The organism is Bordetella genomosp. 12 (genome assembly GCF_002261355.1).
Taxonomy (GTDB): domain Bacteria; phylum Pseudomonadota; class Gammaproteobacteria; order Burkholderiales; family Burkholderiaceae_B; genus Bordetella.
The window spans coordinates 1,137,279-1,162,360 of sequence record NZ_NEVU01000002.1 but is presented as its reverse complement, the minus strand read 5'-3'; the positions used below and the strand labels follow the sequence as shown (position 1 = coordinate 1,162,360).

At 63.0% G+C, this 25,082-nt stretch carries 26 protein-coding genes; 12 read left to right on the top strand and 14 right to left on the bottom strand.

The features are described from left to right. Positions 1-38: 38 nt before the first annotated feature. The 4 genes from CAL22_RS10900 to ugpB all read right to left on the bottom strand — a co-directional run bounded on the left by CAL22_RS10900 (position 39) and on the right by ugpB (position 4,521). Complete coding sequence (locus tag CAL22_RS10900) at positions 39-1,127, bottom strand: sn-glycerol-3-phosphate import ATP-binding protein UgpC (RefSeq protein WP_094813022.1); 1,089 nt, start codon at positions 1,125-1,127, stop codon at positions 39-41. A gap of 45 nt (positions 1,128-1,172) precedes the next feature. Then, entirely contained in the window at positions 1,173-2,024 is an 852-nt protein-coding gene (ugpE, locus tag CAL22_RS10895; RefSeq protein ID WP_094813020.1) for a sn-glycerol-3-phosphate ABC transporter permease UgpE, read from the bottom strand. A gap of 24 nt (positions 2,025-2,048) precedes the next feature. Continuing rightward, positions 2,049-2,930: a sn-glycerol-3-phosphate ABC transporter permease UgpA gene (ugpA, locus tag CAL22_RS10890; RefSeq protein ID WP_094813018.1), complete on the bottom strand. Its 882-nt coding sequence runs from the start codon at positions 2,928-2,930 to the stop codon at positions 2,049-2,051. Positions 2,931-3,210: 280 nt separating this feature from the next. Next, positions 3,211-4,521: a sn-glycerol-3-phosphate ABC transporter substrate-binding protein UgpB gene (gene ugpB, locus CAL22_RS10885; RefSeq protein WP_094813016.1), complete on the bottom strand. Its 1,311-nt coding sequence runs from the start codon at positions 4,519-4,521 to the stop codon at positions 3,211-3,213. A gap of 191 nt (positions 4,522-4,712) precedes the next feature. Here ugpB and proC point away from each other — a divergent pair, with 191 nt between their 5' ends. From proC to CAL22_RS10850, 7 genes are all read left to right on the top strand, one after another. Continuing rightward, positions 4,713-5,546, top strand: a complete 834-nt coding sequence (proC, locus tag CAL22_RS10880; protein WP_094813014.1) for a pyrroline-5-carboxylate reductase — start codon at positions 4,713-4,715, stop codon at positions 5,544-5,546. A gap of 14 nt (positions 5,547-5,560) precedes the next feature. Continuing rightward, the gene (locus CAL22_RS10875; RefSeq protein ID WP_094813012.1) at positions 5,561-6,091 is read left to right on the top strand and encodes a queuosine precursor transporter; all 531 of its coding nucleotides are present in this window, start codon (positions 5,561-5,563) and stop codon (positions 6,089-6,091) included. A 348-nt stretch (positions 6,092-6,439) separates the two neighbouring features. Next, positions 6,440-7,555, top strand: a complete 1,116-nt coding sequence (locus CAL22_RS10870) for a branched-chain amino acid ABC transporter substrate-binding protein (protein ID WP_094813011.1) — start codon at positions 6,440-6,442, stop codon at positions 7,553-7,555. A gap of 101 nt (positions 7,556-7,656) precedes the next feature. Then, entirely contained in the window at positions 7,657-8,583 is a 927-nt protein-coding gene (gene livH, locus CAL22_RS10865; RefSeq protein ID WP_094813009.1) for a high-affinity branched-chain amino acid ABC transporter permease LivH, read from the top strand. Next, positions 8,583-9,821 (top strand): high-affinity branched-chain amino acid ABC transporter permease LivM, encoded by a 1,239-nt coding sequence (locus tag CAL22_RS10860; protein ID WP_094813008.1) that lies wholly within the window; start codon positions 8,583-8,585, stop codon positions 9,819-9,821. The genes livH and CAL22_RS10860 overlap by 1 nt, the downstream gene beginning before the upstream one ends. Next, positions 9,818-10,585 carry a high-affinity branched-chain amino acid ABC transporter ATP-binding protein LivG gene (gene livG / locus CAL22_RS10855; RefSeq protein ID WP_094813006.1) on the top strand — a complete coding sequence of 256 codons (768 nt, stop codon included), beginning with the start codon at positions 9,818-9,820 and terminating at the stop codon, positions 10,583-10,585. Before CAL22_RS10860 ends, livG begins: the two co-directional genes overlap by 4 nt. Next, positions 10,586-11,287 (top strand): ABC transporter ATP-binding protein, encoded by a 702-nt coding sequence (locus CAL22_RS10850; RefSeq protein ID WP_094813004.1) that lies wholly within the window; start codon positions 10,586-10,588, stop codon positions 11,285-11,287. Positions 11,288-11,362: 75 nt separating this feature from the next. Here CAL22_RS10850 and CAL22_RS10845 read toward each other — a convergent pair whose 3' ends face one another. The 3 genes from CAL22_RS10845 to CAL22_RS10835 all read right to left on the bottom strand — a co-directional run bounded on the left by CAL22_RS10845 (position 11,363) and on the right by CAL22_RS10835 (position 13,689). Further along, the gene (locus CAL22_RS10845; protein ID WP_208621954.1) at positions 11,363-12,106 is read right to left on the bottom strand and encodes an aspartate/glutamate racemase family protein; all 744 of its coding nucleotides are present in this window, start codon (positions 12,104-12,106) and stop codon (positions 11,363-11,365) included. A 159-nt stretch (positions 12,107-12,265) separates the two neighbouring features. Continuing rightward, positions 12,266-12,997: a glutathione S-transferase gene (locus CAL22_RS10840; protein ID WP_094813000.1), complete on the bottom strand. Its 732-nt coding sequence runs from the start codon at positions 12,995-12,997 to the stop codon at positions 12,266-12,268. Positions 12,998-13,074: 77 nt separating this feature from the next. Further along, positions 13,075-13,689, bottom strand: coding sequence for a glutathione S-transferase family protein (locus CAL22_RS10835; protein WP_094812998.1), 615 nt, complete (start codon positions 13,687-13,689; stop codon positions 13,075-13,077). Between the two features lie 105 nt (positions 13,690-13,794). Between CAL22_RS10835 and CAL22_RS10830 the strand changes: the two genes are divergently transcribed. After that, entirely contained in the window at positions 13,795-14,934 is a 1,140-nt protein-coding gene (locus CAL22_RS10830; protein ID WP_094812996.1) for a PQQ-dependent sugar dehydrogenase, read from the top strand. A gap of 3 nt (positions 14,935-14,937) precedes the next feature. Here CAL22_RS10830 and CAL22_RS10825 read toward each other — a convergent pair whose 3' ends face one another. Both CAL22_RS10825 and CAL22_RS10820 read right to left on the bottom strand, forming a co-directional pair. After that, positions 14,938-15,834, bottom strand: coding sequence for a DMT family transporter (locus tag CAL22_RS10825; protein WP_094812994.1), 897 nt, complete (start codon positions 15,832-15,834; stop codon positions 14,938-14,940). Between the two features lie 2 nt (positions 15,835-15,836). Beyond that, a complete protein-coding gene (locus tag CAL22_RS10820) occupies positions 15,837-16,214 on the bottom strand; it encodes a DUF423 domain-containing protein (RefSeq protein ID WP_094812992.1) in 378 nt (125 codons plus the stop codon). A gap of 79 nt (positions 16,215-16,293) precedes the next feature. On the opposite strand from CAL22_RS10820, the gene CAL22_RS10815 reads away from it, so the two are divergent. From CAL22_RS10815 to CAL22_RS10800, 4 genes are all read left to right on the top strand, one after another. Then, the gene (locus tag CAL22_RS10815) at positions 16,294-16,680 is read left to right on the top strand and encodes an RNA-binding S4 domain-containing protein (protein ID WP_244193835.1); all 387 of its coding nucleotides are present in this window, start codon (positions 16,294-16,296) and stop codon (positions 16,678-16,680) included. A gap of 75 nt (positions 16,681-16,755) precedes the next feature. Then, positions 16,756-17,220 carry a type II RES/Xre toxin-antitoxin system antitoxin gene (parS, locus tag CAL22_RS10810; RefSeq protein WP_094812988.1) on the top strand — a complete coding sequence of 155 codons (465 nt, stop codon included), beginning with the start codon at positions 16,756-16,758 and terminating at the stop codon, positions 17,218-17,220. Further along, on the top strand, positions 17,217-17,732 hold the full coding sequence (locus tag CAL22_RS10805) for an RES family NAD+ phosphorylase (protein ID WP_094812986.1): 516 nt from the start codon (positions 17,217-17,219) through the stop codon (positions 17,730-17,732). Before parS ends, CAL22_RS10805 begins: the two co-directional genes overlap by 4 nt. A gap of 132 nt (positions 17,733-17,864) precedes the next feature. Continuing rightward, a complete protein-coding gene (locus CAL22_RS10800; RefSeq protein WP_094812984.1) occupies positions 17,865-18,674 on the top strand; it encodes a MetQ/NlpA family ABC transporter substrate-binding protein in 810 nt (269 codons plus the stop codon). On the opposite strand, the gene CAL22_RS10795 is transcribed toward CAL22_RS10800, so the two are convergent. The 5 genes from CAL22_RS10795 to CAL22_RS10775 all read right to left on the bottom strand — a co-directional run bounded on the left by CAL22_RS10795 (position 18,652) and on the right by CAL22_RS10775 (position 24,783). Then, complete coding sequence (locus CAL22_RS10795) at positions 18,652-19,851, bottom strand: alpha-hydroxy acid oxidase (RefSeq protein WP_094812982.1); 1,200 nt, start codon at positions 19,849-19,851, stop codon at positions 18,652-18,654. The two genes, CAL22_RS10800 and CAL22_RS10795, sit on opposite strands and share 23 nt — an antisense overlap. 114 nt (positions 19,852-19,965) lie before the next feature. After that, positions 19,966-20,856, bottom strand: coding sequence for an archaetidylserine decarboxylase (gene asd / locus CAL22_RS10790; RefSeq protein ID WP_094812980.1), 891 nt, complete (start codon positions 20,854-20,856; stop codon positions 19,966-19,968). Positions 20,857-20,929: 73 nt separating this feature from the next. After that, positions 20,930-21,448, bottom strand: a complete 519-nt coding sequence (locus CAL22_RS10785) for a hypothetical protein (protein ID WP_094813607.1) — start codon at positions 21,446-21,448, stop codon at positions 20,930-20,932. 165 nt (positions 21,449-21,613) lie between these two features. Then, on the bottom strand, positions 21,614-23,314 hold the full coding sequence (locus CAL22_RS10780; protein ID WP_094812977.1) for an aspartate:alanine exchanger family transporter: 1,701 nt from the start codon (positions 23,312-23,314) through the stop codon (positions 21,614-21,616). Between the two features lie 89 nt (positions 23,315-23,403). Further along, entirely contained in the window at positions 23,404-24,783 is a 1,380-nt protein-coding gene (locus CAL22_RS10775; RefSeq protein ID WP_094812975.1) for a glutamate decarboxylase, read from the bottom strand. Positions 24,784-25,082: the final 299 nt, after the last annotated feature.

Below are 25,082 nucleotides of genomic sequence, written 5' to 3'. Positions count from 1 at the left end.
TGATCGCGGGCAGTTTTGTTGGGGGATAGTCTCCGGATTCAGAGGCCGGCAACGCGGCGCCCGGTGTCGATCTCGAACCAGTGTAGGTCATGGCGGCCATCGGGGCCGATATTCATGCTGTCGCCAACCTTGACCGTCGATTCCGACAGTTGGCGGGTCGTGCAGCGCACCACCACCATATTCTTGCCGTTGCGCCCGTGTACGAGTTGCTCCGAGCCCAGCGTCTCGATCATCTCGATCACGACCGGAATACCCTGGGCGTTGAGCAGCATGTGCTCGGGCCGCAAACCCATCACGACTTTACGGCCGCGCACCGCCGGCGGCACCTGCAGCGGCGAAATCTGCAATGCCGTACCCTCGGTCGTCTGCATGGTGCCATCGCCGGCGACATCGACCTCCACCAGATTCATGGGCGGCGAACCGATGAAGCCGGCCACGAAGGTCGAGGCGGGTTTGTCGAACACCTCCATCGGCGTACCGATCTGTTCCGGCACGCCCTGATACATGACGACCATGCGGTGCGCCAACGTCATGGCCTCGACCTGATCGTGCGTGACATACAGGCTGGTGGTGTTCAGGCGACGGTGAAGCTTGAGGATCTCCAGACGCATCGCCACGCGCAGCTTGGCATCCAGGTTGGAAAGCGGCTCGTCAAAGAGAAAGACCTTGGGTTCGCGCACGATGGCCCGGCCCATCGCGACCCGCTGGCGCTGGCCGCCCGAGAGTTGGCGCGGACGGCGATCCAGCAGCTTGCCCAACTCCAGGATCTGCGCAGCCGCTTCGACGCGCTTTTGAATCTCTGCCTTGGGCACTTTGCGGATCTTCAGACCGTAGGCCATGTTCTCGAACACGCTCATGTGAGGGTAGAGCGCATAGTTCTGGAACACCATGGCGATATCACGTTCGGCCGGCTCGAGGTCGTTGACTGGTTTGCCATCGATGATGATTTCGCCGCTGGTCACGGTCTCCAGGCCGGCCACCATGCGCATGAGCGTGGATTTGCCGCAGCCCGATGGGCCGACGATGACGATGAACTCGCCATCCTTGATATCCATGTCAATGCCATGGATCACCGGCACATTGCCGGCGTAGGTTTTCTTGACGTTGCGGAAACTTAGAGTAGCCATACGTGTTATTCGTCTGCGGTAGCTTGTCGGGAGGGCGGGTGCCGGTCACTTTTCCGTGTCGACCAGGCCCTTGACGAACCATTTCTGCATCAGGATCACGACCAGGGCGGGCGGGATCATGGCCAGCAGGGCGGTTGCCATGGTGATATTCCATTCGGTGACGCTGTCGCCACCGCTGATCATGCGCTTGATGCCGATGACCACGGGATACATGTCTTCCTGGGTGGTGATCAGCAAGGGCCAGAGGTATTGGTTCCAGCCATAGATGAACTGGATTACGAACAGCGCGGCGATGCTGGTGCGCGCCAGCGGCATCAGGACGTCGAAGAAGAACCTGACCGGGCCGGCGCCATCGATGCGGGCGGCTTCGATCAGCTCGTCCGGTACGGTGAGAAAGAACTGCCTGAACAGGAAAGTCGCGGTGGCCGAGGCAATCAAGGGCAGCGTCAAGCCGGCGTAACTATTGAGCAAGCCAAGGTCGGCCACCACTTTATACGTCGGCGCGATGCGCACTTCGACCGGCAGCATCAGGGTGACGAAAATCATCCAGAAGAAAAACATGCGCCCGGGAAAGCGGAAATACACCACGGCAAAAGCCGACAGCAGGGAAATGGCGATCTTGCCCAGCGAAATGGCCAGCGCCATGATCAGGCTGACATACATCATGCGGGCGACCGGCGCGCCCGACGAGCCGCCGCCGGAGCCGGCAAACAGGGCCTGCATATAGTTGTCGACGAAGTGCTTGCCCGGTATCAGCGACATCGGCGCGGAAGCAACTTCCTGGGCGGTCTGGGTGGAGGCCACGAAGGTGACATAAATCGGGAAGGCGACCAGCGCCACCCCCATGAGGAGGATGACGTGGGCCAGCGCGTCGAGCCAGGGACGGCGTTCTACCATGGTTGCTAACCTTGTATTCGGAAATCAGTACTGCACTTTGCGGTCGATGTAGCGGAACTGCACGACCGTCAACATGACCACGATGAACATCAGCACCACGGACTGTGCAGCCGATGAGCCCAGATCCAGGCCACGGAACCCGTCGCTGTAGACCTTGTAGACGAGGATGGCGGTGGAGGTGCCCGGGCCGCCCTGCGTGGTCGTGTCGACGACGGCGAAAGTATCGAAAAAGGCGTAGATGACGTTGACTACGAGCAGGAAGAACGTCGTGGGCGACAGGAGCGGAAAGACGATGCTCCAGAAGCGGCGCGCGGGCGATGCGCCATCGATGGCGGCCGCCTCGATCAGCGAGCGGGGGATGGATTGCAGCCCGGCCAGGAAGAACAGGAAGTTGTACGAAATCTGCTTCCACACGGCGGCCACGAGCACCAGCATCATGGCCTGAGTGCCGTCGAGACGCGGGTTCCAGTCCACACCCAGGCTGCGCAAGGCCACGGCCAGAATGCCTACCGAAGGCGAGAACATGAACAGCCACAGCACACCGACCACCGCCGGCGCGACGGCGTAGGGCCAGATCAGCAGGGTCTTGTACATGCCGGCGCCGCGAATCACGCGGTCGGCCATCACGGCCAGCAGCAGCGATACTGACAGGCCGACGAAGGCCACGAGCACGGAGAAAACCGCGGTGACCTTGAAGGATTCCAGATAGGCCTGCTGCGAGAACAGCTCGATAAAGTTATCCAGGCCGACAAACTCGGAAGACAGGCCAAAAGCATCTTCCAGACGCATGGACTGCCACATCGCCTGCCCGGCGGGCAGGAAGAAAAAGACCACGGTAATGATCAGCTGCGGCGCGAGTAGCAGGTAGGGCAGCGTCTTGTGGCCAAATACGACACGTTTTTCCATGGCACTGGATACGAATGGCGGCAAAAGCCGCAAGGACAAAAACCGTCAAAAACACCGACGGGAGAATAGGGCGGGGCCCCCATCCGGGCCAGCTACGGCGGCATCAGGGCTGCCGCCGTCCGGCCTGCTGAAACGCAAACGCCGCAGACTGTCCTGAAAAAACGCCGGGCGGGGCTGGATCAGGACAACTGCGGATACGGGGATGCCGCCAGACCCGGGCGTACATCGGGGCTGCGGCCCCGGAGCAGACACCGCCCGTCCGGGAGCCGTCAGGGGCATTTTACTTCACGCTCTTTTCGAACTTCTCGAGCAGGTCATTGCCGCGCTTGACGATGGTCTGCAGACCCTCTTTGGCCGTGGTCTTGCCCGAGACGATGCGCTCGATCTCGGCATCCTCGATTTCGCGGATCTGCGGCAGATAACCGAGGCGCAGGCCGCGCGATTGGGCGGTGGTCTGCACGTTGAGCTGCTTGACGCCGACTTCGGTGCCAGGGTTCTTGTCATAGAAGCCCTGTTTCTTGGTCAGCTCGTAGGCGTCCACCGTGACCGGCACATAACCGGTCTGCTGGTGCCAGCGCGCGGCGACCTCGGGGCTGGCCAGGAACTTGAAGAACTTGGTCACGCCCTTGTAGACGTCAGGCTTTTTGTTGGCGAAGACCCACAGCGAGGCGCCGCCGATGATGGTGTTTTGCGGCGCGCCCTGCACATCGGCGTAATAGGGAACGGTCGACGTGCCAAAGTCGAACTTGGCATTCTTCATGATGTTGGCGCGCAGGCCGCTCGAACCCGTGATCATCGCGCACTTGCCGCTGATGAACAGCGAATTGGGCTCATCGCCGCGGCCGCCATACATGAAGATCCCGTCCTTGCCGAGCTTGGCAAGGTTTTCCAGATGGCGCTGATGCAAAGGCGTGTCGACGGCCAGGCGGGCATCCAGGCCGCCAAAGCCATTGTCCTTGGTGGCGTAGGGCACGTTATGCCAGGCCGAGAACGTCTCCAGCTGTACCCACGACGGCCAAGAGGTGGTGTAGCCGCACTCCTGGCCGGCGGCCTTGAGCTTCTGGCCGGCAGCAACCACTTCTTCCCAGGTCTTGGGGGGCTTCTCGGGATCCAGGCCTGCCTTCTTGAAGGCATCCTTGTTGTAGTAGAAGACGACCGTCGAACTGTTGAACGGCATGGACACCAGCTTGCCCTCGGGCGAGGAGTAATAGCCGGCCACCGCGCCGATGAAAGCCTTGGGGTCGATCGGGTCGCCGGCTTCCTCCGACATTTGCTGCACGGGCTTGATCGCGCCCTTGGCATGCATCATCGTGGCGGTGCCGACTTCGAATACCTGCAGGACGTCCGGGGCATTGCCGGCGCGGAAGGCAGCGATGCCGGCGTTCATGGATTCGCCGTAATTGCCCTTGTAGACGGCCTTGACCTGATAGTCAGGGTTTTGCTTGTTGAACTCTTCAACCAGCGCATTGACGCGGTCGCCCAGGGCGCCTTCCATGGAGTGCCAGAATTGAATTTCCGTGGCGGCGTGGGCCGAGACGCTTGCAAAGGCGGCGATCAGCGCCGCGGCCAGGGCGATACGTTGGGGTTGCATGAAGTGTTCCTCCGGTTTGAGCGACTGCGCGGCGGGTTGCGCGCGCGAGGCGTTACACCTTATGAATTGTTTGTGACAGAGGCGTGACTTTTACACCGCCTGCCTGGGCTGTCAAATGGCGCTGCTGTCCTCGGCCCGGACCTTGCTTGCTGCATTCTGCATCCGGCCCGGCCGGTTTACAATGGCGTGCCATGGAAAACCCTCTCTCTATCGCCTTCATCGGCGGCGGCAATATGGCCTCCGCCCTGGCGGTCGGCTTGGCCGACAAAGTGTGTCCCGCCCACAACATCCACGTGCTGGATACCAACGACCAGACGCATGCGGCCTGGCTGGCGCGCGGCATGACCGTCGCCAGCGCGCCGGACGCCGCCTTGTCGCGTTGCCGCGTCTGGATCTTCGCCGTCAAGCCGCAAGTCATGCGCGATGTCGTGCAGGCCGTGCGGCCCTGGCTGGAACCCGACACGCTGGTCATCAGCGTGGCTGCTGGCCTGCGGGCCGACACGCTGGCCGGCTGGCTCGGCCAGCCCGATCAGCCCTGGGGCCGCCTGGTGCGTTGCATGCCCAATACGCCCGCGCTGGTGGGCCAGGGCATGACGGGCATGGCCGCGCTCGACGGCGTGAGCGCCGCCGACCGGCAGCTTGCCCAGACCTTGTTGGGCGCGGTGGGCGAGGTCGTCTGGGTGGCCGACGATGCCGCGCTGGATGCCGTGACGGCCTTGTCCGGCAGCGGGCCCGCCTATGTGTTTCTCTTTCTCGAGTCCCTGATCGCCGCCGGCCAGGCCCAGGGCCTGACGCCGGAGCAAGCGCGGCAGCTCGCGCTGGGCACGTTCGCCGGCGCCACGTCACTGGCCCGCGCGGCCGAGGAGCCGCCGTCGGTGCTGCGCGAGCGGGTGACCTCCAAGGGTGGCACCACGGCCGCCGCGCTGGCGGTTTTCGAACAATCCGACCTGCGCGGCATCGTGGCCCAGGCTGTCGAAGCGGCAGCGCGCCGCTCTCAAGAATTGGGTGAGGAGTTCGGCAAGTGAGGCGTTTCGAGTCCATGCGCGGCTATCAATTCCTGATTGCCGTGTTCTGCATGGGGGCCGTGGTGGTGGGCTCCAACATCCTGGTCCAGGTGCCCCTCAATAATTGGCTGACCTGGGGCGGGCTGTCCTACCCCGTGGCCTTTCTGGTGACCGATGTCCTGAACCGCCGTTTCGGCCCGGCTGCCGCCCGCCGCGTGGCCTGGTTCGGCTTTGCGGCAGCCCTGGCCGTCTCGGTATGGGTCGCTTCGCCGCGCATTGCGCTGGCCTCCGGGCTGGCCTATATCTGCGCGCAATTGATCGATATCCAGGTGTTCGACCGCTTGCGCGACCAGCGCTGGTGGCGCGCGCCCTTGATCTCCGGCGTTATCGGGGCCGTGGCCGACACGGCGATTTTCTTCAGCGTCGCCTTCGCCGCCACCGGTACGCCCTGGGTGACCTGGATGCTGGGCGATCTGGCGATCAAGCTCGTGGTCAACATCAGCATGTTGGCGCCGTTCCGCGCGCTGATGTGGAATCTGGCGCGCCCGGTTCCACAGGCCCGCTGAGCCACGGCGGCGCCGCCCCTTGCGGGCGGCGCACGTTTCAGGCTTCAAACAATAATAAATGCGGCCAACCTCGGCCAAATGGCGCCTTCCTGCTCACGGGGTTTTGCGCTTACATGGGGCTTACGCCGGCTAAATCGACGGATATTGCTGTTATCTGTCCCGCATTGGAGCGGCGCTAAGACTATTGGGGATTCCACGCAGTGACACCCCGGGGCCTTGCTTCCAGAATAGCCGCGACATTGACGCTGCCGTGAGTTTGCGGCGCCGTGTAAGCAAGGCATGCGGAATAACGATGTTTCGCCTACCCACTAATAAGTCCGCTCCAATACTCTTGCCGGGAGAATTTGCATGAAGTTGTCGCAACGCTTTACCCCGCTAGCCGTCGCGATTGGCGCTCTGGCCTTTGCCGGCGCCGTGCACGCTGCCGATACCATCAAAATCGGTATTCCCCAGCCCATGACCGGTCCCAATACCCAATACGGGGACCAGATTCAGGCCGGCGCGCTGACTGCCATCGAGTCCATCAACGCCAAAGGCGGTGTGAAAGGCAAGAAACTCGAACCCATCCTGATCGATGACGGCTGCGAGCCCAAACAGGCCGTGCCCGCCGCCAACCGCGTGGTCAATTCCGGCGCCAAGTTTGCCGTGGCCCATGCCTGCTCGGGCGTGACCGTGCCCGCCGTCAACGTCTACGAGCAGGAAGGCATTGTCGCCATCACCCCGGGAGCGACTTCGCCGCTGGTGACCGACACGACCAAGCCGCACTATTTCTTCCGCACGATCGGCCGCGATGACCAGCAGGGCCCGTTCGCGGCGCGCTATATCGCCAACACCCTCAAGCCGAAGAAAGTCGCCGTCCTGCATGACAAGCAGACCTACGGTTCGGGCGTGGCCAACCAGGTCAAGGCCACGCTGGAAAAGGAAAAAGTCAACGTTGCCCTGTTCGAAGGCATCAACGTGGGCGATAGCGATTATTCCGCTATCATCACCAAGCTGAAATCGGCCGGCGTGGATTTCGTCTACTTTGGCGGCTATCACCCCGAGCTTGGCCTGCTGCTGCGCCAATCTCGTGAACAGGGCCTGAACGTCCAGTTCATGGGTCCGGAAGGCACGGCCAACCAGGATCTGGTCGCTATCGCCGGCCCGGCTATCGAGGGCCTGCTTGTGACGCTGCCCTCGGATTTCACCAAGTTGCCCGGCAACGAAGGCATCGTCAAGGCTTTCAAGGATGCCAAGCGTGATCCGGACGGTGCCTTCCAGATGCCGGCTTATGCCGCCGTGCAGTTGATCGCCGACAGCATCAATGCCGTGGGCGAAGATCCCGCCAAGGTGGCCGACCATCTGCACAAGACGGCCTTCGATACCGCCATCGGCAAGGTCGAGTACGACGCCAAGGGCGATTTGAAGGACTTCGAGTTCGCCGTCTTCAAGTGGGACAAGAACGGTAAGAAGACCCAGCTGTAAACACTCCGCGGGACTGGCCAACCGCCAGCACCCTCGCAGAGCCAAGGTTTCCGGCTCCGGGTGACATTACCGGAGCCGGAGCTATTTGGAGCATTCGCAATATGCATGATCTTATCCCCCAGCTGACCCAGCAGTTCTTCAACGGACTGTCCCTGGGCGCGATCTACGCCCTGATCGCCATTGGCTACACAATGGTCTACGGCATCATCGGCATGATCAACTTCGCCCACGGCGAGATCTATATGATCGGCGCCTACGTGGGCCTGGTCACACTGACCGCCATCGGTACCGGCAGCGGCATGCCGCTGCCCTTCGTCATCGCGGCCATGCTGGTCGTGTCCATCGTGGTGACCTGCGTTTACGGCTTCAGCGTCGAGCGTGTGGCTTATCGCCCCGTGCGGGGCAGCCCCCGGCTGGTGGCGCTCATTTCCGCGATCGGCATGTCCATCTTCTTGCAGAACTGGGTGGCATTGGGGCAGGGCGCCCGCGACATGGCCGTGCCTTCCCTCGTCACCGGGGCCATGCAGTTTCATATGGGCTCGGACTTCGAAGTGACCGTCCCTTATTCACGCGTCATGATCATTCTGGTGACGGTCGTGCTGATGGTGGCGCTCACGCTGTTCATCAAGTATTCGCGCATGGGGCGCGCATCGCGTGCCTGCTCGCAAGACATGCACATGGCCAATCTGCTGGGCATCGATACCAATAAGGTGATTTCCTTCACCTTCGTGCTTGGCGCCGGCCTGGCGGCCGTGGGAGGCGTGCTCATCGCCATCACCATCGGCAAGCTCAATCCTTTCATCGGCTTTCTGGCCGGTATCAAGGCATTTACGGCCGCCGTGCTCGGCGGTATTGGCAGCATCCCCGGCGCCATGCTGGGCGGCGTGCTGTTGGGTCTTGCCGAAACGTTTGCCGCGGCCTACATCTCCTCGCAGTACAAGGACATCGTTGCCTTCGCGCTGCTCGTGTTGATTCTGCTGTTCCGTCCCACCGGACTGCTCGGTAAACCTGAGGTTGAGAAAGTCTGATGGCTAATCATTCGCTCAAAAACGCCACCATGGCGGCCGTGCTGACGGCCGTGATCGTCACTCCCGTCTTTGGCTTGCAGCTCATCCGGCAAGGCGCCCGCACCAGTCTGGAGTCCCGTTGGGATCTGGTGGCGCTGGCCGCTGCCGTGGTCTTTATTTTTCAACTGCTGCGCCCTTGGCTGGCTAAACCCTTTCGGCGCCTGAAAACCGGGCTGCCCACCTTGCCGTCCGCGCCGACGGCCGGCGGCCGGAAATGGCTGTTCGTGCTGATCCTGCTGGCGGCGGTGATCTGGCCATTTTTCGCCGGACGCAGTTCCGTGGATATCGCCACGCTGGTTCTGATCTACGTCATGCTCGGTCTGGGCCTGAATATCGTGGTGGGCTTTGCTGGCCTGCTCGATCTGGGTTTCGTGGGCTTTTACGCCGTGGGCGCCTATACCTACGCCTTGCTGTACCACTGGGGTGGCTGGAGTTTCTGGGAGGCCTTGCCCTTCTCGGGCGCGATGGCCGCCTTGTTCGGCTTCGTGCTGGGCTTTCCGGTGCTGCGCTTGCGCGGCGATTATCTGGCTATCGTGACGCTGGGCTTTGGCGAGATCATCCGCCTGCTGCTGATCAACCTGACTGCCCTGACGGGCGGCCCGGACGGCATCTCCGGTATCCCCAAACCCACTTTTCTGGGCATGGAACTCACCCGGCGCGCCAGCCAGGAGGGCAGCGAGACCTTTCACCAGTTCTTCGGCCTGACATTTCAGAACCAGCACATGGTGATTTATCTCTACCTGATGGCCCTGGTGCTGGCCCTGGTCACGCTCTTTGTGTCGACGCGTTTGATCCGCATGCCGGTCGGGCGCGCGTGGGAGGCCTTGCGCGAAGACGAGATCGCGTGCCGCTCGCTGGGGCTGAACCCCACGCGCATCAAGCTCTCGGCCTTTACGCTGGGCGCGATGTTCGCCGGTTTTGGCGGCGCATTCTTCGCTGCCCGCCAGGGCATGGTCAATCCGGAGTCCTTCACCTTCATCGAGTCGGCCCTGATTCTGGCCATCGTGGTGCTGGGCGGAATGGGTTCTCAGTTCGGTGTCATCCTGGCCGCCATCTTGCTGACGGTTCTGCCTGAGCTGGCGCGGGAGTTCGCTGAATACCGCATGTTGATGTTCGGTCTGGTAATGGTATTGATGATGATGTGGCGTCCGCAGGGTCTGCTGCCCATGAAGCGTCCTCACGTGGAGCTGAGCAAATGAGTGCAACCTTGCTTAAAGTCTCCGGCCTGACGATGCGTTTCGGCGGCTTGCTGGCCGTCGACAGTGTCGCCTTCGAGGTCAAGCGTGACGAGGTGTTTGCCATCATCGGCCCTAACGGGGCGGGCAAGACCACAGTCTTTAACTGCGTAGGCGGTTTTTACAAGCCCAGCGCTGGCGAGATCCTGATGGACGGCAAGCCCATTACCGGCCTGCCCAGCCATAAGGTCGCGCGTCATGGCTTGGTGCGTACCTTCCAGAACGTCCGGCTATTCAAGCAGCTCACCGTGCTGGAGAATTTGCTGGTGGCTCAGCATACCCAGGTGGAGTCGCGGCTTATCCCCGGTTTGCTCAAGCTGAAATCCTACCGGCAGTCGGAGGCCGAGGCCTTGGCACGCGCGGCACAATGGCTGGATTTCATGGGTTTGCGTGATCTGGCCAATCGTGAAGCCGGCAATCTGGCGTACGGCCACCAGCGCCGTCTGGAAATCGCGCGCTGCATGATCACCAAGCCCCGGCTGCTCATGCTCGACGAGCCGGCCGCCGGCCTCAACCCCCAGGAAAAACGCGACCTGCAACATTTGATCGACCAGTTACGGCGCGAGTTTGGCGTGGCGGTGTTGCTGATCGAACACGACATGAGCTTGATCATGGGTATTTCCGACCGCATTCTGGTCATGGAACACGGCAAGCCCATCACCACGGGCACCCCCGACGAGGTGCGCAATGATCCGCGCGTCATCAAGGCCTATCTGGGGGAAGAATAAATGCTCAAGCTGGAAAACATCCACACCTATTACGGCGCCATCCAGGCGTTGAACGGCGTGTCGGTAGAGGTCAATCAAGGCGAGATCGTTACCCTGATCGGTGCCAATGGCGCCGGCAAGACGACTCTGCTGATGACGGTCTGCGGCGACCCGCGCGCACGCGAAGGGCGCATCACCTTCGAAGGCAAGGACATCACGCAAGAGCCCACCCACCTCATCATGCGCAATGGCATCGCCATTTCGCCCGAGGGGCGGCGTGTCTTCAAAGACCTGACCGTGACGGAGAACCTGCAGATGGGCGGGTTTTTCTCCAAGCGCGCCGACATCGAGGCCGGGCTGGAGCATGTATTCAAGCTCTTTCCGCGCCTGAAAGAGCGGGCCGCTCAGCGGGCGGGCACCATGTCGGGCGGCGAACAGCAGATGCTGGCGATCGGCCGGGCGCTGATGACCCGCCCGAGGCTGCTGCTGCTCGACGAACCGACCCTGGGCCTGGCGCCGCTCATCATTGCGCAGATCTTCGAGATCATCCGCACCATCCGCGACGAAGGGGTGACGGTTTTTCTGGTGGAGCAGAACGCCAACAAGGCCTTGCAGGTGGCCGATCGCGGCTATGTGCTGGAGAACGGCCGCGTGGTGCTGCAAGACACCGGCGCCAACCTTCTGGTCAATGACGAGGTGCGCAAAGCCTATCTGGGTGGCTGAGCGCCGCGCGGGCGGCGGGTGTCAGCTGGCGCTGACGCCCGCGCCGGGCAGGTTCGCCAGCAAATCCGGCCGCCCTCAGGCAGGAACGGCTTCGCTTTCGAGGCTATGCAGCTGGTAATGGGCGATTGCCGCCAGGGCCAGGGCGTCGATCGAATCCGTCAAGGGGATACCCAGGCTTTTGCGCAGCGCGTGCGGCACGGCCAGGGGCAACTCGGTGCAACCCAGCACGACGGCATCGGCGCCGCGCATGCGCAGTCGTTCGATGCACTCCGCCGCGGGCGCGAAGGACGCTTCGACCTGGTTGCCTTTGACGGCCCGGATCGAACCCATGCAGAGCGTGTCGATCTCTTCTTCGGTGGGAACGATGCAGGTGTAGCCGTGTTTTTCGAGGGTTTGCTGGTACAGGCCCAGGCCCAGCGTGGCGGCCGTGCCCATAAGGCCGATCCGCCCGCGGGTGATGCCCTGACGCTGCAGATCTTGCGCGACGGCTTCGATGATGTGCAGCACCTCGCAATCGGAGGCCTGAGCCATCTGCTCGTACCAGAGATGCGCGGTATTGCAGGGAACGGCAATCAGCCGTGCGCCCGCGTCGTTGAGCATGCGGATGCCGCGCAGCATCGCCGGCCAGGGGTCGGTGCCGCCGTACAGGCGGGCCGTGCTGCGGTCGGGGATGCGCGGGTCATTCAGCAGCAGGGCGGGGATGTGTTGCTGATCGATGCTGGCCGGGGTGAGCGCTGCCAGGCGCATGGCAAAGGCGGCACCGGCAAGCGGGCCCATGCCCCCTAGGATGCCCAAGTAACAAGAAGCGGTGTGATTCATGACAAAGCGGTGAAACCAGGGCGGCATCGCGCGCGCCTCGAGACGGCCATCCGAGCAGCCGGGCCAGGTCGGCCGGCCCGGGTCTCCCAGGGAGAAGGGCAAAGCCGATTAAGAAACGTTTGCCTAATGATACTGCGGCGTGACTTATTTTTCCAGGGTTTACCCTAGGCTGTCGCCAGAGGGCCCGTCATCCAGCTCGGCGTAATGCCGAAAGAGATCCATGCCCATGGCCAGGCGCCGCGGGCTGGTGAGATAAGTCTGCAATGCTGGCAGGTTGGCCACGCGATCGTGCACGGCGAAGACCCGCGGATAGTCGCGCGCGATGCGTGCCATCCGGTGCGGGAAGGCATAGAGCAGGCCGAAGATCAGGTGATAAAGGGACAGATCTGCATAGCTCCAGCGGGCCCCGCCCGCCAGCCAGCCATCGCCGTCTTGCAGCACGCGCTCAAAATAGGCCAGATACTTGGGGATTCTTTCCTGGCGGAAATAACTGGCCCGCCGCTTGGCTTCAGTTTGCTGGTCTTCGTAGTACAGGCTGGTCGCGATCGGGTGATGCACATCGTGCGCTTCGGCGACGATATCGGCAATCGTCAACTGCAACTGGTTGACCCACAGCCTGCCAGCCACATCGTCGGGCGCCAGGCCGTGGCGCTCGCCCAGGAAATACAGGATATTGGCCGTCTGCCCCAGCGTCATGCCGTCGGCCACGAGATAGGGCGGAGCAAAAGGCGGATGCTGGCGCGGGCGCAGCATGTCGTCGATCAGCCCCTTGCTGCCGATATCCGGCTCGCGGGCACAATCCCGGTAAGGGATGTTTCCTGCCTCCAGGGCCAGCCGGACGAACTCGCCGCGTCCGGGGATATCGCTCCAATACCAGAGTTGATAGCTCATGTAGCGCTCCCCCAGCGCAGACCCGCCGCGCCGTCGTCGCCGGAGCGGGCCGGATGGCCCGCCCCTGTCCCTCTGACTCAGGCCAGGCCTTCGGCCTTGAGCGCAGCCTGAACCTTGGGGTCGGCTTCCATGCGCTTGAAGAAGGCAGCCAGGCCCTCGTAGCCGCTCAGATCGATGTCCTTGGCGTGCGCCCAACGCAGGACGACGTACAGGTAGGCGTCCGCGATGCCGGGGCGATCGCCGGTCAGATAGGCGCGGCCACCGAGGCGCTGATCAATGATGCCGAACAGCGCGCGCAGTTGCCGCGCGGCGCTGGCGCGCAGGGCATTCTGGGCGGCTTCGTCTTCGACATAGCGTTGCGCGCCAAAGACCAGGGAGAACGTCTTGTGCACATCGGAGTTGATCAATCCCAACCAGCGGCGCGTTTCAGCGCGCCCGGCGGCCGTGCCGTCGCCCATGAGCCCGGCTTGCGGTGCGGCTTCGGCCAGATACTCGAGAATGGCGGTGTTCTGCGTCAGCACCAGGTCGCCATCGACCAGGGCGGGGACCGCGCCCAGGGGATTGATCTTCAGGAACGCCGGTTCCTTCAGGGCTTCACGGCTGAGCATATGGGTCTCATAGGGCTTGCCGATCCACTCGAGGACGATGTGGTCCGCCAGCGAGCAGGCGCCAGGCATGTAGTACAGTTTCATTGAGCGTGGTCTCCGAAAAGAGGACGTATCTTGTCCAGCGCATATGGTACGCCTGGCGGAGACAACGTGTTCACACACATCCGACACCTGTCGCGGGGAGGTCCCATGTCGTGTCATCCGTTACCCAGCCTGGCCCTGGTGGCGGCGCTAGCGCCGCTCGGCCTGTCTCAGGCCGCCAGCAGCCGGCCCCCCACCACCGCAAGCGTGCAAGTCAGTGAGGTCGTCGGCGGCCTGCAGCATCCCTGGGCCTTGGCCTTCCTGCCCGATGGGTCGGCGCTCATCACCGAGCGGCCGGGCACCTTGCGCCTGTTGCGCGACGGCAAGCTGTCGCCGCCGATCAGCGGCGTGCCCGAGGTCTATGCCCAGGGTCAGGGCGGCCTGCTGGATGTCGCGCTCTCGCCCGGATTTGCGCAAGACCGGCTGGTCTATCTGGCCTATGCGCAATCGGGCGAAGGCAAGAGCGGCACGGCGGTCGGCCGCGCACAACTCTCGCCCGATGGCACAGCCTTGACCGGCTTTCGCGAGATTTTCCGCCAGTTGCCCAAACTCTCCACCGGCAACCACTACGGCTCGCGTCTGGCCTTCGACAAGACGGGGCATCTTTTCATAGCGCTGGGCGAGAACAACCAACGGCCCACCGCTCAGGATCTGGACAAGCTGCAAGGCAAGATCGTGCGCCTGAGGCCGGATGGCGGGGTGCCGCAGGACAATCCTTTTACGGCACAGAAACAGGCCCGTCCCGAGATCTGGTCGTATGGCCACCGGAATCCCCAGGGCCTGGCCGTCAATCCCTGGAGCGGCGCGCTGTGGGAGCACGAACACGGCCCGCGCGGCGGCGATGAGATCAACATCGTCAAGCGCGGTGCGAACTATGGTTGGCCCTTGGCCACCCATGGCATCAATTACTCTGGTCTGAAGATTCCCGAGGCCAAAGGCGCGGACCTGCCTTCGGGAGAGCCGGCGCGGTATTGGTGGGCGAAGTCGCCAGCGATTTCAGGCATGGCCTTTTATGACGCGCCCACCTATCCGCAATGGAAACACTCGCTTTTCATTGGCGCTTTGGCTGACGAGTCGCTCATCCGCCTGACGCTCGACGGCGACGACATCGTGGCCGAAGAGCGTCTGCTCAAGGACCTGGGCGCGCGCATCCGTGACGTGCGTGTCGGGCCGGATGGCGCGGTCTATGTTCTCACGGATGCCCGGGAGGGCGCCTTGCTGCGCGTGACACCGGCTGCGCCAAAGTAGCGCTCATCGGCGGCGGCGCTTGCCGGTTTCCCGCCAGGCGATGTACAGGCCGCTGCCCGCGATGAATACCGCACCCAGGGTGGCGGAAAATGCCGGTTTTTCGCCCCAGATGAGCCAGCCCAGCAAGGTGGCCCACAGCAAGCCTGTGTAGTCGAAAGGAGCCACCACGGAAGCCGGTCCGATGCGAAAACCCTGCGTGATGAGCGTCAGCCCCAGGGTGCTGAACAGCGCCACGCCGGCAAACAAGGGCAGGTCCGCCAGGTGGGGCGTGTGCCAGAACCACGGGATGGCCACCGCGCTGCAGACAAGCTGGCCGGCCACGATATAGAACATCGTCGTCAGCATGCCTTCTCCGTGGCCGATCGCCCGCGCGGTGATCATCATCACCGCGTAGAGCAGGGCGGTCACCAGCGGCAAGAGGGCCGCGACCTGAAAACTGGCCGAGCCGGGGCGCACGATCACCAGAACACCGGCAAATCCGGCGGCCACGGCCAGCCAACGGCGGCCGTCGACCCGCTCTTTGAGCACGAACACCGATAGGGCGGTCACAAACAGGGGCGCGGCAAATGCAATGGCGGTGTTTTCGGCCAGGGGCAGATAACTCAAACCCAGGTAAAAACAACTCGCCGAGATGATATTGATGGCGCCACGCAGGAGGTGGATGCCCGGATGGCGGGTGCGCAGGCTGCGACGCCCGCCCAGGCTGGCGGCCAGCACCAGCACCACGGGAGCGGCGATGAGGGCACGCAGAAAGAGGATCTGGATGGGCGAATAGGACGCGCTTAGCCACTTGGCCTGGGCGTCGCTGAGCGTCAGGCAGAAAATCCCCGCCACCACACAGAGAATGCCCGCTAGCGGGCCCGCGCCGGCATCGGGCGCGTGGGTCGTTACGCGGGCCATGGTTACTGCGGGCTGCGCAACACGGCCCAGGCGATCAGCGCCCAGGAAAGCAGAAAGGCCACGCCGCCGATGGGCGTGATGGCGCCCAGGATGCGGGTGCCGGTGCCGGCAAGCAGATAGAGACTGCCACTGAACAGCACGATGCCGGCGAACATCAACCAACCCGCCGTCGGCAGCAGGGCCGAGCTATAGCGGGTGGTAAGCCAGGCCACGGCCAGCAGGCCGAGCGCATGAATCAGCTGATACAGCACCCCCGTCTGCCAGACGGCCAGCATATCCGGCTCGAGCACCCGCTTGAGACCATGCGCCCCGAACGCACCCGCGCCCACGGCGAGGATCATATTGAGCGCGGCAAGAATGACGAAGGGGCGGTCAGGCATGGAATCCTCGGGGTGTTGCAGTGGCGGCGGGCCGCGACGGTACAGCTATCATAGGGTTATCGCGTGTAAGGATAGCAGTGTGACCGAGAAGCTGAGATTGGACAAATGGCTGTGGGCGGCGCGGTTTTACAAAACGCGCAGCCTTGCCGCCGATGAGATCGGCCGCGGCCGCGTGCTGGTCAATGATCAATTGGCCAAACCGGCGCGCGAGGTGGCCCCGGGTGACAAGGTCCGCGTACGCAAGGAGGACCCGCCCATGGAAGTCTGGGTGCGCGGCATCAGTGCCGTGCGGGGGCCCGCGCCCGTGGCACGGCAGTTGTATGAGGAAACGCCCGAGAGCCAACAGGCTCGCGAGCGTGCGGCCGAAATGCGCCGGCTGGCGCCCGAGCCGGCGCAGGACATTGCCGATGGCCGTCCCACGAAACGTGACCGCCGCCTGATCGATGCCTGGCGCGGCAAATCGTGACGCGATGCGCAATTCATTCCGTTTGGTATAAAATAAATTCCAATCGGAATGAATTGACCTTAGCCGGAGACGACCATGTCCATCGCGCTTGCCAGCACCACGGAGCATCCCGCCCGCCGCCGCGCGGGCCGGGCCGCGCCTAAGACCTTTCTTGCCCTGATCGACGCGGATCTGCCCCATCTGGCCCACGAGGTCGGCCGGGGTCTGGCCACCACGCTGGTAGATGACGCGGCGGATTTTCTGCAGGTCAGCAAAGCCGAGATCATGGCGATTACCGAGGTCAAGGCGGCCTCGCTGTCGCGTTGGCATCGTGAGGGCCAGCCCTTGCCCATGGGAGAGTCCGACAGGTTGGCGCGGGTGGCCCGCGTGACGCGTCTGGCGCGGCAACTGCTCGGTAGCGTCGAGGACGCCGTGCAGTGGCTGAATACGCCGGTGCCGGCCTTGGGCCATCAACGCCCCTTGACCCTGCTGACCTCCGACGCGGGCAGCCGCATGGTCGAAGACACTCTGGCTCGCGCGGCGGCCGGAGTCCTGGCTTGAACACGGTATCCTTGTGGCGGATAGCCGCCACCGTCGGGAAGTACCGCGCCGATGATCTGAGCGGAGCCGGGGCCGCCGCAGTGGGCGGGCGCTACAACAGCGCCGGTACGGCAGTGCTCTACACCAGCAGCAGTGTGGCCTTGGCCGTTCTGGAGACCTTGGTGCATTTCGGCATCAAGGCCAGCGAGCACGCCAACCGCTATCTGGTCGAGCTGCAGGTGCCGCAAGCGGTCTATGACGCGCGGCAAGTGCTCTCCGTTGCTCAATTGCGCCGTCAGCATCCGTTCTGGGATGCGGTGCCGTTTGCCGAGGCGTCGCAGCGCATTGGCGACGACTGGGTGCGGGCAGGCAAATCCGCATTACTCGCGCTGCCCAGCGCCATCTTGCCGCATCAGGGCCTGCCCGATGGCAATATCCTGATCAATCCTCGCCACGCCGATGCCGCCAAAGTGCGGGTCTTGCGCTGCGAAAAGTTCATCTATGACCCGCGCCTGGGTCCTCGGCCGGCTTGATGTGGCGGGCCTGTGTCATTCCCTCAAAAATGCCAGGGATAAAGCGCAGGCGCTACGGAGCTTGGGGCACAATTCGGCCATTGGCCACCGATATGGCCGGGTCTTGGGGCAGAATCCAATATGAAAAAAAGCATGAAAGGCAGCTTGCGGGCATGGGTATTCGGCTTGGGTCTGCTGGCGCTGACGGGCTCGGCCCTGGCCGCCTCCAGCCAACCCTTGCGTATCGGCGTGATCGCCAGCGTGGCCAACGAAGCGACGGAAATCGCCATCCGCCAGGCCGCCGCCCAGGGGCTGGACGTCAAGCTGGTGGAGTTCAGTGATTGGGTGCTGCCCAACATCGCCGTGGCGGATGGCTCCATCGACGCCAACTTCTTTCAGCATGAGCCGTTTCTGCAGCTTTTCAATCAAAGCCGCGGCAGCCAGCTTCAAGCCATCGATTACGGTTATTCGACCACCATCGGCCTGTTCTCGAAGAAGCTCAAGCGCGGCGACGAGATTCCGCAGGGCGCCACCATCGCGGTTCCCAACGATCCGGTCAACACAGGCCGGGCCTTGCTGCTGCTGGAGCGGATCGGCCTGCTCAAGCTCAAGCCGGGCGTCGGCCACCGGGCTACCTTGCAGGATATCGTCGCCAATCCGCGCAATATTCGCCTGGTGCAAGTCGAGGGATCGCAATCGGCCCGTACGTTTGATGACGTTACCGCCTCGGTGACCTACACCACGTTTGCCAAACACGCGGGCATCGATGAGAAAGATGGTCTGGCGTTCGATAACACCGATCCGGACACCATCAAACGTTACGCCATACGGTGGGTGACCACGCCGCAAAAGGCGCAGGATCCGCGTTTGTTGCGCTTTATCGATATCTACCAGCAGTCGCCCGAGGTCAAAGCCACGCTTAAGCGGCTTTACGGCGATCTCATCCGTTTTCCCTGGGAATGAGCGCCTGGCCGGGTTGGCCGCGCGCGGCCAATAGCCCGGGCCCCATCTCGGCCGGCGTTACGATCCCCAGCATGGCCATATCCCGATCGATCTCATCGCGCAACAGGCCGATCGCGTGGGCCACCCCGGCGTCTGCGCCTACCGCGGCGGCATAGTTAAAGGGCCGGCCGACGAAAACGAAGTGTGCGCCCAGCGCCAGGGCTTTGAGCACGTCGGTACCCCGCCGGATGCCGCTATCCATCATCACCACCATGCCGCCCGATGCGCGTGCCACTTCCGGCAGCACGCGCAAGGGGGAGACCGCGCCATCGAGCTGACGGCCCCCATGGTTGGACACGATGATGCCGTCGGCGCCGTGCTCGCGCGCCAAGGCCGCATCGGCCGGGTGCATGATGCCCTTGATGATCAGTTGTCCCTGCCAACGGGCCCGTATGCGGGCGACGTGTTCCCAGTTCAGGTGGTCGCGCGCACTGAAGTCACGCAGGACGCTGGCCGACATGATGGGCGCGCCGCGGGTGGCGAAGGAGTTCTCGAAGTGCGGCATGCCGTGGCGCGCCAGCGTGCGCAGAAACACGCCTGCCGTCCAGCGGGGATGCGTCAGCCCGTCCCAGGCAAGACGCAAACTGGGTTTGAGCGGGGTGGAAAAGCCGGTGCGAATATTGTTTTCGCGATTGGCGGATACCGGGATGTCTACCGTCAGCACCAATTGCTTGAAGCCCGCAGCGGCGACCCGATCGACCAGGGCATCGATGCGCTCGATGTCGCCAGGCAGATAGGCTTGAAACCAGGTGCCAGGCGCCGCTTCAGCGACTTCCTCCAGACGGATCAAGGAGGTCGCGCTCATGATGGCGGCTATGCCAGCCTGCCGCGCCGCGCGTGCCAGCACGATGTCGCCACGATAGGCCGACAGCGCACTGATGCCCATGGGGGCGATGCCAAAGGGGGTCGCGTAACGGGTGCCGAAGAGGTCGACGCCCTGATCGCGGCCGGACACCTGGCGCAGCACCCGTGGCACAAAGCCTAATTCCGAGAACGCCTGCCGGTTGTCATCACGCGAGAGATTGGTTTCCGCCGCGCCCGCGATGTAGCCGAAAATCGGGCGCGGCAAGCGGCGGCGTGCCGCGTCTTCGAAGTCATCCAGCGACAAGATGGACGGCAGGGCGCGGGGCAGGGGCATGGGAACTCCGGACAGGCGCGATCTGCGCCAAACCCGGCAATCTATCAGTGCCTTCAGTGCCCGGAAAGCGAATAAATCAATAAAGGAATTTTCGCTTTCTGGAAACGACGATAGTCAGATCGCGAGCACGTCGGCGCTAGGCGGCGCGGGCAGCGCCAGGGTCTCACCCATGCGGATCGGGCCGCGCACCGAGGGCGTATCCAGCCAGCGGATGCGCCGCGGTCCGAACAATACGACGACGGTCGAGCCCAGCCTGAAACGGCCCATCTCCGCGCCGCGCGCCAGCGTGATGGGTTCGCGCGCCGGGCTGTCATAACGCACGCTGCGTGTCTGACGTTTGTGCGGGGTCACCAGGCCAGCCCAGGTGGTCTCTATGGAGGCCACGATCATCGCGCCAACCAGGACCAGGGCCATGGGGCCATGTTCCGTATCGAAGATGCAGGCGACCCGTTCGTTGCGGGCAAACAGCTCCGGCACATGGCTGGCCGTGAGCGGATTGACGGAGAACAGCCGGCCCGGGATGTGAACCATCTCACGCAAGGTGCCCGTGACGGGCATATGCACGCGATGATAGTCACGCGGAGAAAGATAGATCGTGGCGAAATCCCCGCCCTCGAAAGGCGCGGCGCGCGCGTCATCGCCGCCCAGCAAAGCGCTCAACCCAAAGCTGTGGCCCTTGGCCTGGAAGATACGGCCGGCCTGAATAGGCCCGAGTTGGCTGATGGCGCCATCGGCCGGGGACACGATATTGGCCGGATCATCGTCCAGCGGACGGGCATCGGGCTTGAGCGCGCGAGTGAAGAAATCGTTGAAGCTGGCGTAGGCGCGTGGATCCTCGACCAGGGCCTCGCTCATATTGACCTGGTAGCGCCGCACGAAACGCGAAATCATGGCGTTTTTCAGTTCAGGGGCGCGGCTGTCGGCCAACGCGCCCATGGCACGCGAAACGAGATGGTGCGGTGCGAGATACTGGCTGGCGAGGAAAATCTGGTCTTTGATCGTCATGGGTACCCTGAATAGCCGGCGCGCTGCGGGCCGGCGGGTCAAAACAAGGCTGAAGTGTAACGTCTGGGGCGTCTTAACGCTCATCGCCCTCGGGCATGAGCCAGAGACTGCCGTCTTGCTCGCCAGGGTCGTGCCGGGACAGGCGTTCGATCGGCACGCCGGGCGGCACCGCGTACACGCGTTCGCGGTGGATACGCCGAGGGCTGAAGCCGGCGCCGCGGCTGGCCGCATTGTGCAAAAGCACGGACAACAGCGCTCCTTTGTCCTGAATCCAATGCGTCGTGCCACGCAGCAAGGCGAGCGCCGCCGCTGGGGTGCCCAGACGATAGCTCATGGCATTGATCTGGATGCTGTGCTTGCCATCGAAATGCGCGGCATCGGCCTGGGTCATGGCCACCGCATCCAGATTGCTGCTGGCATGATCGACACGATAGACATATTGCAGATCGGCGTGCGGGTCACGGATCACCACGAATTTCTCCGCGCCGGAAATATCCGAAAGCATGCCGACGACTTCCGATTCGACGAGCTGGTTGCCGCGTTGCTCTTCGGTGTAGAGAAATATCGATGGCGGGAAAGGGGCTGCGCGCATGGCGGGGCTTGTAAGCGGAAAGCGCGGCATTGTACCCAGGCCTGCGCGCAAAGCCAGCATTCGTTGAACACGGCGGCCGGCCCGGACCCGACGCGACAAGAAAAAAGGGCGGACCGCAAAGTCCGCCCCTTCTTCATGCCCTGCCGTTGCGGGCAGCGCTTTGCCTTACTTGGCCATCATCATCGCGAAGTAGCCGAATACGGTCAGCAAGACACCCGACACGGCGTAACCCACCGGGAAGCTGAGCCACGGCACGCTGGAGCCCACCTCTTTGGCCGCCTCGCGGGCCGGGCCCGAGTGGCTGCGCGCCCCGGCGGTGGCACCCATGAGCAGCGCGGGATTGATCTTCATGATGTGGAACCCGATCGCCCAGATGATGATGGGCGGGATGGTCGACGCCAGGAAGCCCACCGCGAAGATCTTCAGCGCGATCGTGCCGGTCAGCTGGCTGAGCAGCTCGGCGCCGGCGTTGATGCCGACGATGGCGACAAAGCCGATAAGCCCGAGATCCTCCAGGATGTTGCGTGCGGCGTTGGGCGTATTACCGAAAAAGCGCAAGCGCGAAGAGATGGAGGAAACAATGATGCCCGAAAGCAGCAGGCCGCCGGCATTGCCCAGACCCACCTTGGCGCCGAACGCCGGGACCTCGATCAACCCGATCAGAAAGCCTAGGATCATGCCGGCCGACAGGGTCAGCAGGTCAGTTGCCGAGCTGTGGCGCGCGATCACGCCAAAAATGTCGCCCGCTTTGTCCACGGCGACCTTCAAGCCCGTGACGAAAAGCACGTCGCGCTTTTGCAGCTTGGTTTCCAGGCCCATGGGGATAGGCACGCCGCCGCGCTCGATGCGTTGCAGCTGAATCTGGCCGGCCAGGGGATGGCTGCGGAAGTCCTTGAGCGGAATGCCCATGGTGTCCTTGTTCATCACCAGAATCTCGGCTTGATCCAACGGCACATTCAAGGCCTTGGCATCCGGGACTTCCGGACCCAGGATACCCATGTTGTCGGTCATGGACTGCAGATTGCCGCCCAGCGCCACGACATCGTTCTTCTGGAAGACGATGGCCTCATCGGCCCCCAGCAACTGGTTGTCGCGCTCGACGTTGATGACCTGGTACTCGGGCCAGCGATTGCGGAAATCCTTGATGCTCTTGCCTATGGGCGCGTCGTTGACGATCCGATAAGCCCGCACGTCGAAGGGGTGGAAGGCGGTGATGCCGGCGTCGTCCACATTGGGCACGCCATGATCCTTTTCGAACTCATGCGCGGCCTTCTTGGCGTCCACGCCCCAGATTCGGGGAAGGTATTTGCACAGCAGAATGATGCCGACCGTGCCCCAGATATAGGTAATCCCATAGGACAGGGCAATCATGGCGTCGACCTGTTGCGCGGTCATGTTGTCGCGCAAAGGCAGGGCCCCCGAACTGATGGCCTGTTCGGCCGAGCCGATGGCCGCCGACATGGTCTGCGAGCCGGCCAACACGCCGCCTGCTGCACCTTGGGGCAGGTCGAAGAAATTCACGCCGTAGACCACGATCACCAGCCCGAGCACCGGGGCAATCACGGCGAGGATGGCGTAATTGATGGATTCTTTGTTCAGGGCGTTGAGAAAGGACGGTCCGACACGCAGACCCACGCCGTACATGAACAGGTAATACAGCAGCGACTTGGCGAAGTCGTCCAGATGGAACTTCACGCCGTAACTCGCCGCAGCGGTGGCCAGCAGGCAGCCCACGACGATGGCCGCGGCGACCGAGCCCAGGCCATAGCCCTTGATGTTGAGTTTGCCCACCCATACGGCCAGGCCGATGGTCAAAAAGAGCAAAATATACGGATTATCCGCAAGGAATTGCATTGCTGAGTGCATGTTGCGCTCCAGATAGCACCAGACTGCAACAACGCGCCCCCGTATCAACGGGGAGCGCGTTGTGGGTTACGCGAGTAACGACACCGGCATCAGCACTTGGCCGGAGTGGTCTTCTCGTCGGGATGGCCATGCAGTTCCGGCGGCGTGGCGGTACCGCCGTGCTGGTCGAGCCACTTGCATGCATTGATGATGTCGTCGGCCAGTTTCATCGACACGTTGTGGTTGATATGCGGGCGCACCACGACGCGCAGGCTGTTGACGGACTCGGCATTGGCCGGCATCTGATAGGCAGACAACACCCAGCCCTTTTCGCGCACCTTGTTCGACACGTCGAACTCACTGAACTTCTTCACCTTCTTGTCCAGGGTCACGGCCACGACCGGGATACGCTGGGTGTCGTTCATGATGGTGAAGTAGCCGCTGTCGATCAGGCGTTTACGCAGCGCCACGGCATTGTCCAGGGTGCGCTGCATGATGCGGCGGTAGCCCTCGAAGCCCAGGCGCAGGAACTGGTAGTACTGCGCCGCGACCTGCATGGAGTTGCGGCTGAAATTCAACGTGGCCGTCGGCATCTCGCCGCCCAGGTAGTTGACGTAGAACACCAGTTCTTCGTTGAAGATCTCGCGTTCACGGAAGATCACCCAGCCCAGCCCCGGCGGCGTCAGGCCATACTTGTGGCCCGAAGCGTTGATGGATTGCACGCGCGGCAGCCGGAAGTCCCACTTGTAGTCGGGATAAAGGAAGGGGTTGACGAAACCGCCCGAGGCGCCGTCGATGTGCATCGGGATGGAGACGCCCGTCTTCTTTTCGTAGGCGTCGAGCCAATCGTGGATGCCCTGGATGTCGTCATCCTCTCCGGTGAAGGTCTGGCCGGCGATGGCCACCACCGCGATGGTGTTCTCGTCGACGTATTGGTCGAGCTCTTCGGCCGTCAGGGTGTATTGGCCGGGCTTGAGCGGCACAATGCGCGGCTCGACGTCGAAATAGCGCAGAAACTTCTTCCACACGATCTGCACATTGCCGCCCGTCACCATGTTCGGACGGCTGGCGTCCTTGCCTTCCTTCTGGCGGCGCTGACGCCAGTTCCACTTGTGCGCCAGTCCCGCCAGCATGCACGCCTCGGAAGAGCCGACGGTGGCCGTGCCGTAGGGTTCGACCCCTTTGGGGCCATTCCAGAGTTCGTGCAGCCACTTGACCATGCGGGTTTCCATGGCGAAGAGCTGCGGATACATGTCGTGGTCGATGTAGTTCTTGAACATGTTCTGGTGCGCCACCGCGCGAGCCTCGGGCTCGGCATAGGTGGTCACGAACGACGACATGTTTAACATCGGGTTGGTATCGGTCCACTCATCGCTGAGCACGATCGCCTGAGCGGCCCGCGAACTCATCCCCGTCTTGGGGAAATGATCTTCAGGGACTTCAAAATTGAATTGATCGTAGGGGGTCAAGAGGTCAGGGGATTGACTCATGCTCGATTCTCCGAAAGGGCTCACGCTCTACAAGTTTAGGGATCTGCTCGGCGGCTGCCGCAAAAGAGAATCCCGGATCATGTCCGCCCGGGGCGGACGTCAAACGCCAGGCTCGAGCCTGGCGCTGTTTAATTCTTGGTACAGGGAGTCAGCCGCGCACAGCGGGCGCGCAGCATGGGTGTGAGCCCGCAGAATGCGGAGGGCAAGCAGACAAGCGCATTGACTTTCATAGGGTAAGGCTCACATAAACGCCGATTTATGCAAACCGCCATTTACGCGATGCGCGGCGGTTCCCGATG

Bases quoted from the DNA above. Each gene is read 5' to 3' on its own strand.
- CAL22_RS10900 (WP_094813022.1), bottom strand. From the start codon at position 1,127: ATGGCTACTCTAAGTTTCCGCAACGTCAAGAAAACCTACGCCGGCAAT.
- ugpE (WP_094813020.1), bottom strand. From the start codon at position 2,024: ATGGTAGAACGCCGTCCCTGGCTCGACGCGCTGGCCCACGTCATCCTC.
- ugpA (WP_094813018.1), bottom strand. From the start codon at position 2,930: ATGGAAAAACGTGTCGTATTTGGCCACAAGACGCTGCCCTACCTGCTA.
- ugpB (WP_094813016.1), bottom strand. From the start codon at position 4,521: ATGCAACCCCAACGTATCGCCCTGGCCGCGGCGCTGATCGCCGCCTTT.
- proC (WP_094813014.1), top strand. From the start codon at position 4,713: ATGGAAAACCCTCTCTCTATCGCCTTCATCGGCGGCGGCAATATGGCC.
- CAL22_RS10875 (WP_094813012.1), top strand. From the start codon at position 5,561: ATGCGCGGCTATCAATTCCTGATTGCCGTGTTCTGCATGGGGGCCGTG.
- CAL22_RS10870 (WP_094813011.1), top strand. From the start codon at position 6,440: ATGAAGTTGTCGCAACGCTTTACCCCGCTAGCCGTCGCGATTGGCGCT.
- livH (WP_094813009.1), top strand. From the start codon at position 7,657: ATGCATGATCTTATCCCCCAGCTGACCCAGCAGTTCTTCAACGGACTG.
- CAL22_RS10860 (WP_094813008.1), top strand. From the start codon at position 8,583: ATGGCTAATCATTCGCTCAAAAACGCCACCATGGCGGCCGTGCTGACG.
- livG (WP_094813006.1), top strand. From the start codon at position 9,818: ATGAGTGCAACCTTGCTTAAAGTCTCCGGCCTGACGATGCGTTTCGGC.
- CAL22_RS10850 (WP_094813004.1), top strand. From the start codon at position 10,586: ATGCTCAAGCTGGAAAACATCCACACCTATTACGGCGCCATCCAGGCG.
- CAL22_RS10845 (WP_208621954.1), bottom strand. From the start codon at position 12,106: ATGAATCACACCGCTTCTTGTTACTTGGGCATCCTAGGGGGCATGGGC.
- CAL22_RS10840 (WP_094813000.1), bottom strand. From the start codon at position 12,997: ATGAGCTATCAACTCTGGTATTGGAGCGATATCCCCGGACGCGGCGAG.
- CAL22_RS10835 (WP_094812998.1), bottom strand. From the start codon at position 13,689: ATGAAACTGTACTACATGCCTGGCGCCTGCTCGCTGGCGGACCACATC.
- CAL22_RS10830 (WP_094812996.1), top strand. From the start codon at position 13,795: ATGTCGTGTCATCCGTTACCCAGCCTGGCCCTGGTGGCGGCGCTAGCG.
- CAL22_RS10825 (WP_094812994.1), bottom strand. From the start codon at position 15,834: ATGGCCCGCGTAACGACCCACGCGCCCGATGCCGGCGCGGGCCCGCTA.
- CAL22_RS10820 (WP_094812992.1), bottom strand. From the start codon at position 16,214: ATGCCTGACCGCCCCTTCGTCATTCTTGCCGCGCTCAATATGATCCTC.
- parS (WP_094812988.1), top strand. From the start codon at position 16,756: ATGTCCATCGCGCTTGCCAGCACCACGGAGCATCCCGCCCGCCGCCGC.
- CAL22_RS10800 (WP_094812984.1), top strand. From the start codon at position 17,865: ATGAAAGGCAGCTTGCGGGCATGGGTATTCGGCTTGGGTCTGCTGGCG.
- CAL22_RS10795 (WP_094812982.1), bottom strand. From the start codon at position 19,851: ATGCCCCTGCCCCGCGCCCTGCCGTCCATCTTGTCGCTGGATGACTTC.
- asd (WP_094812980.1), bottom strand. From the start codon at position 20,856: ATGACGATCAAAGACCAGATTTTCCTCGCCAGCCAGTATCTCGCACCG.
- CAL22_RS10785 (WP_094813607.1), bottom strand. From the start codon at position 21,448: ATGCGCGCAGCCCCTTTCCCGCCATCGATATTTCTCTACACCGAAGAG.
- CAL22_RS10780 (WP_094812977.1), bottom strand. From the start codon at position 23,314: ATGCACTCAGCAATGCAATTCCTTGCGGATAATCCGTATATTTTGCTC.
- CAL22_RS10775 (WP_094812975.1), bottom strand. From the start codon at position 24,783: ATGAGTCAATCCCCTGACCTCTTGACCCCCTACGATCAATTCAATTTT.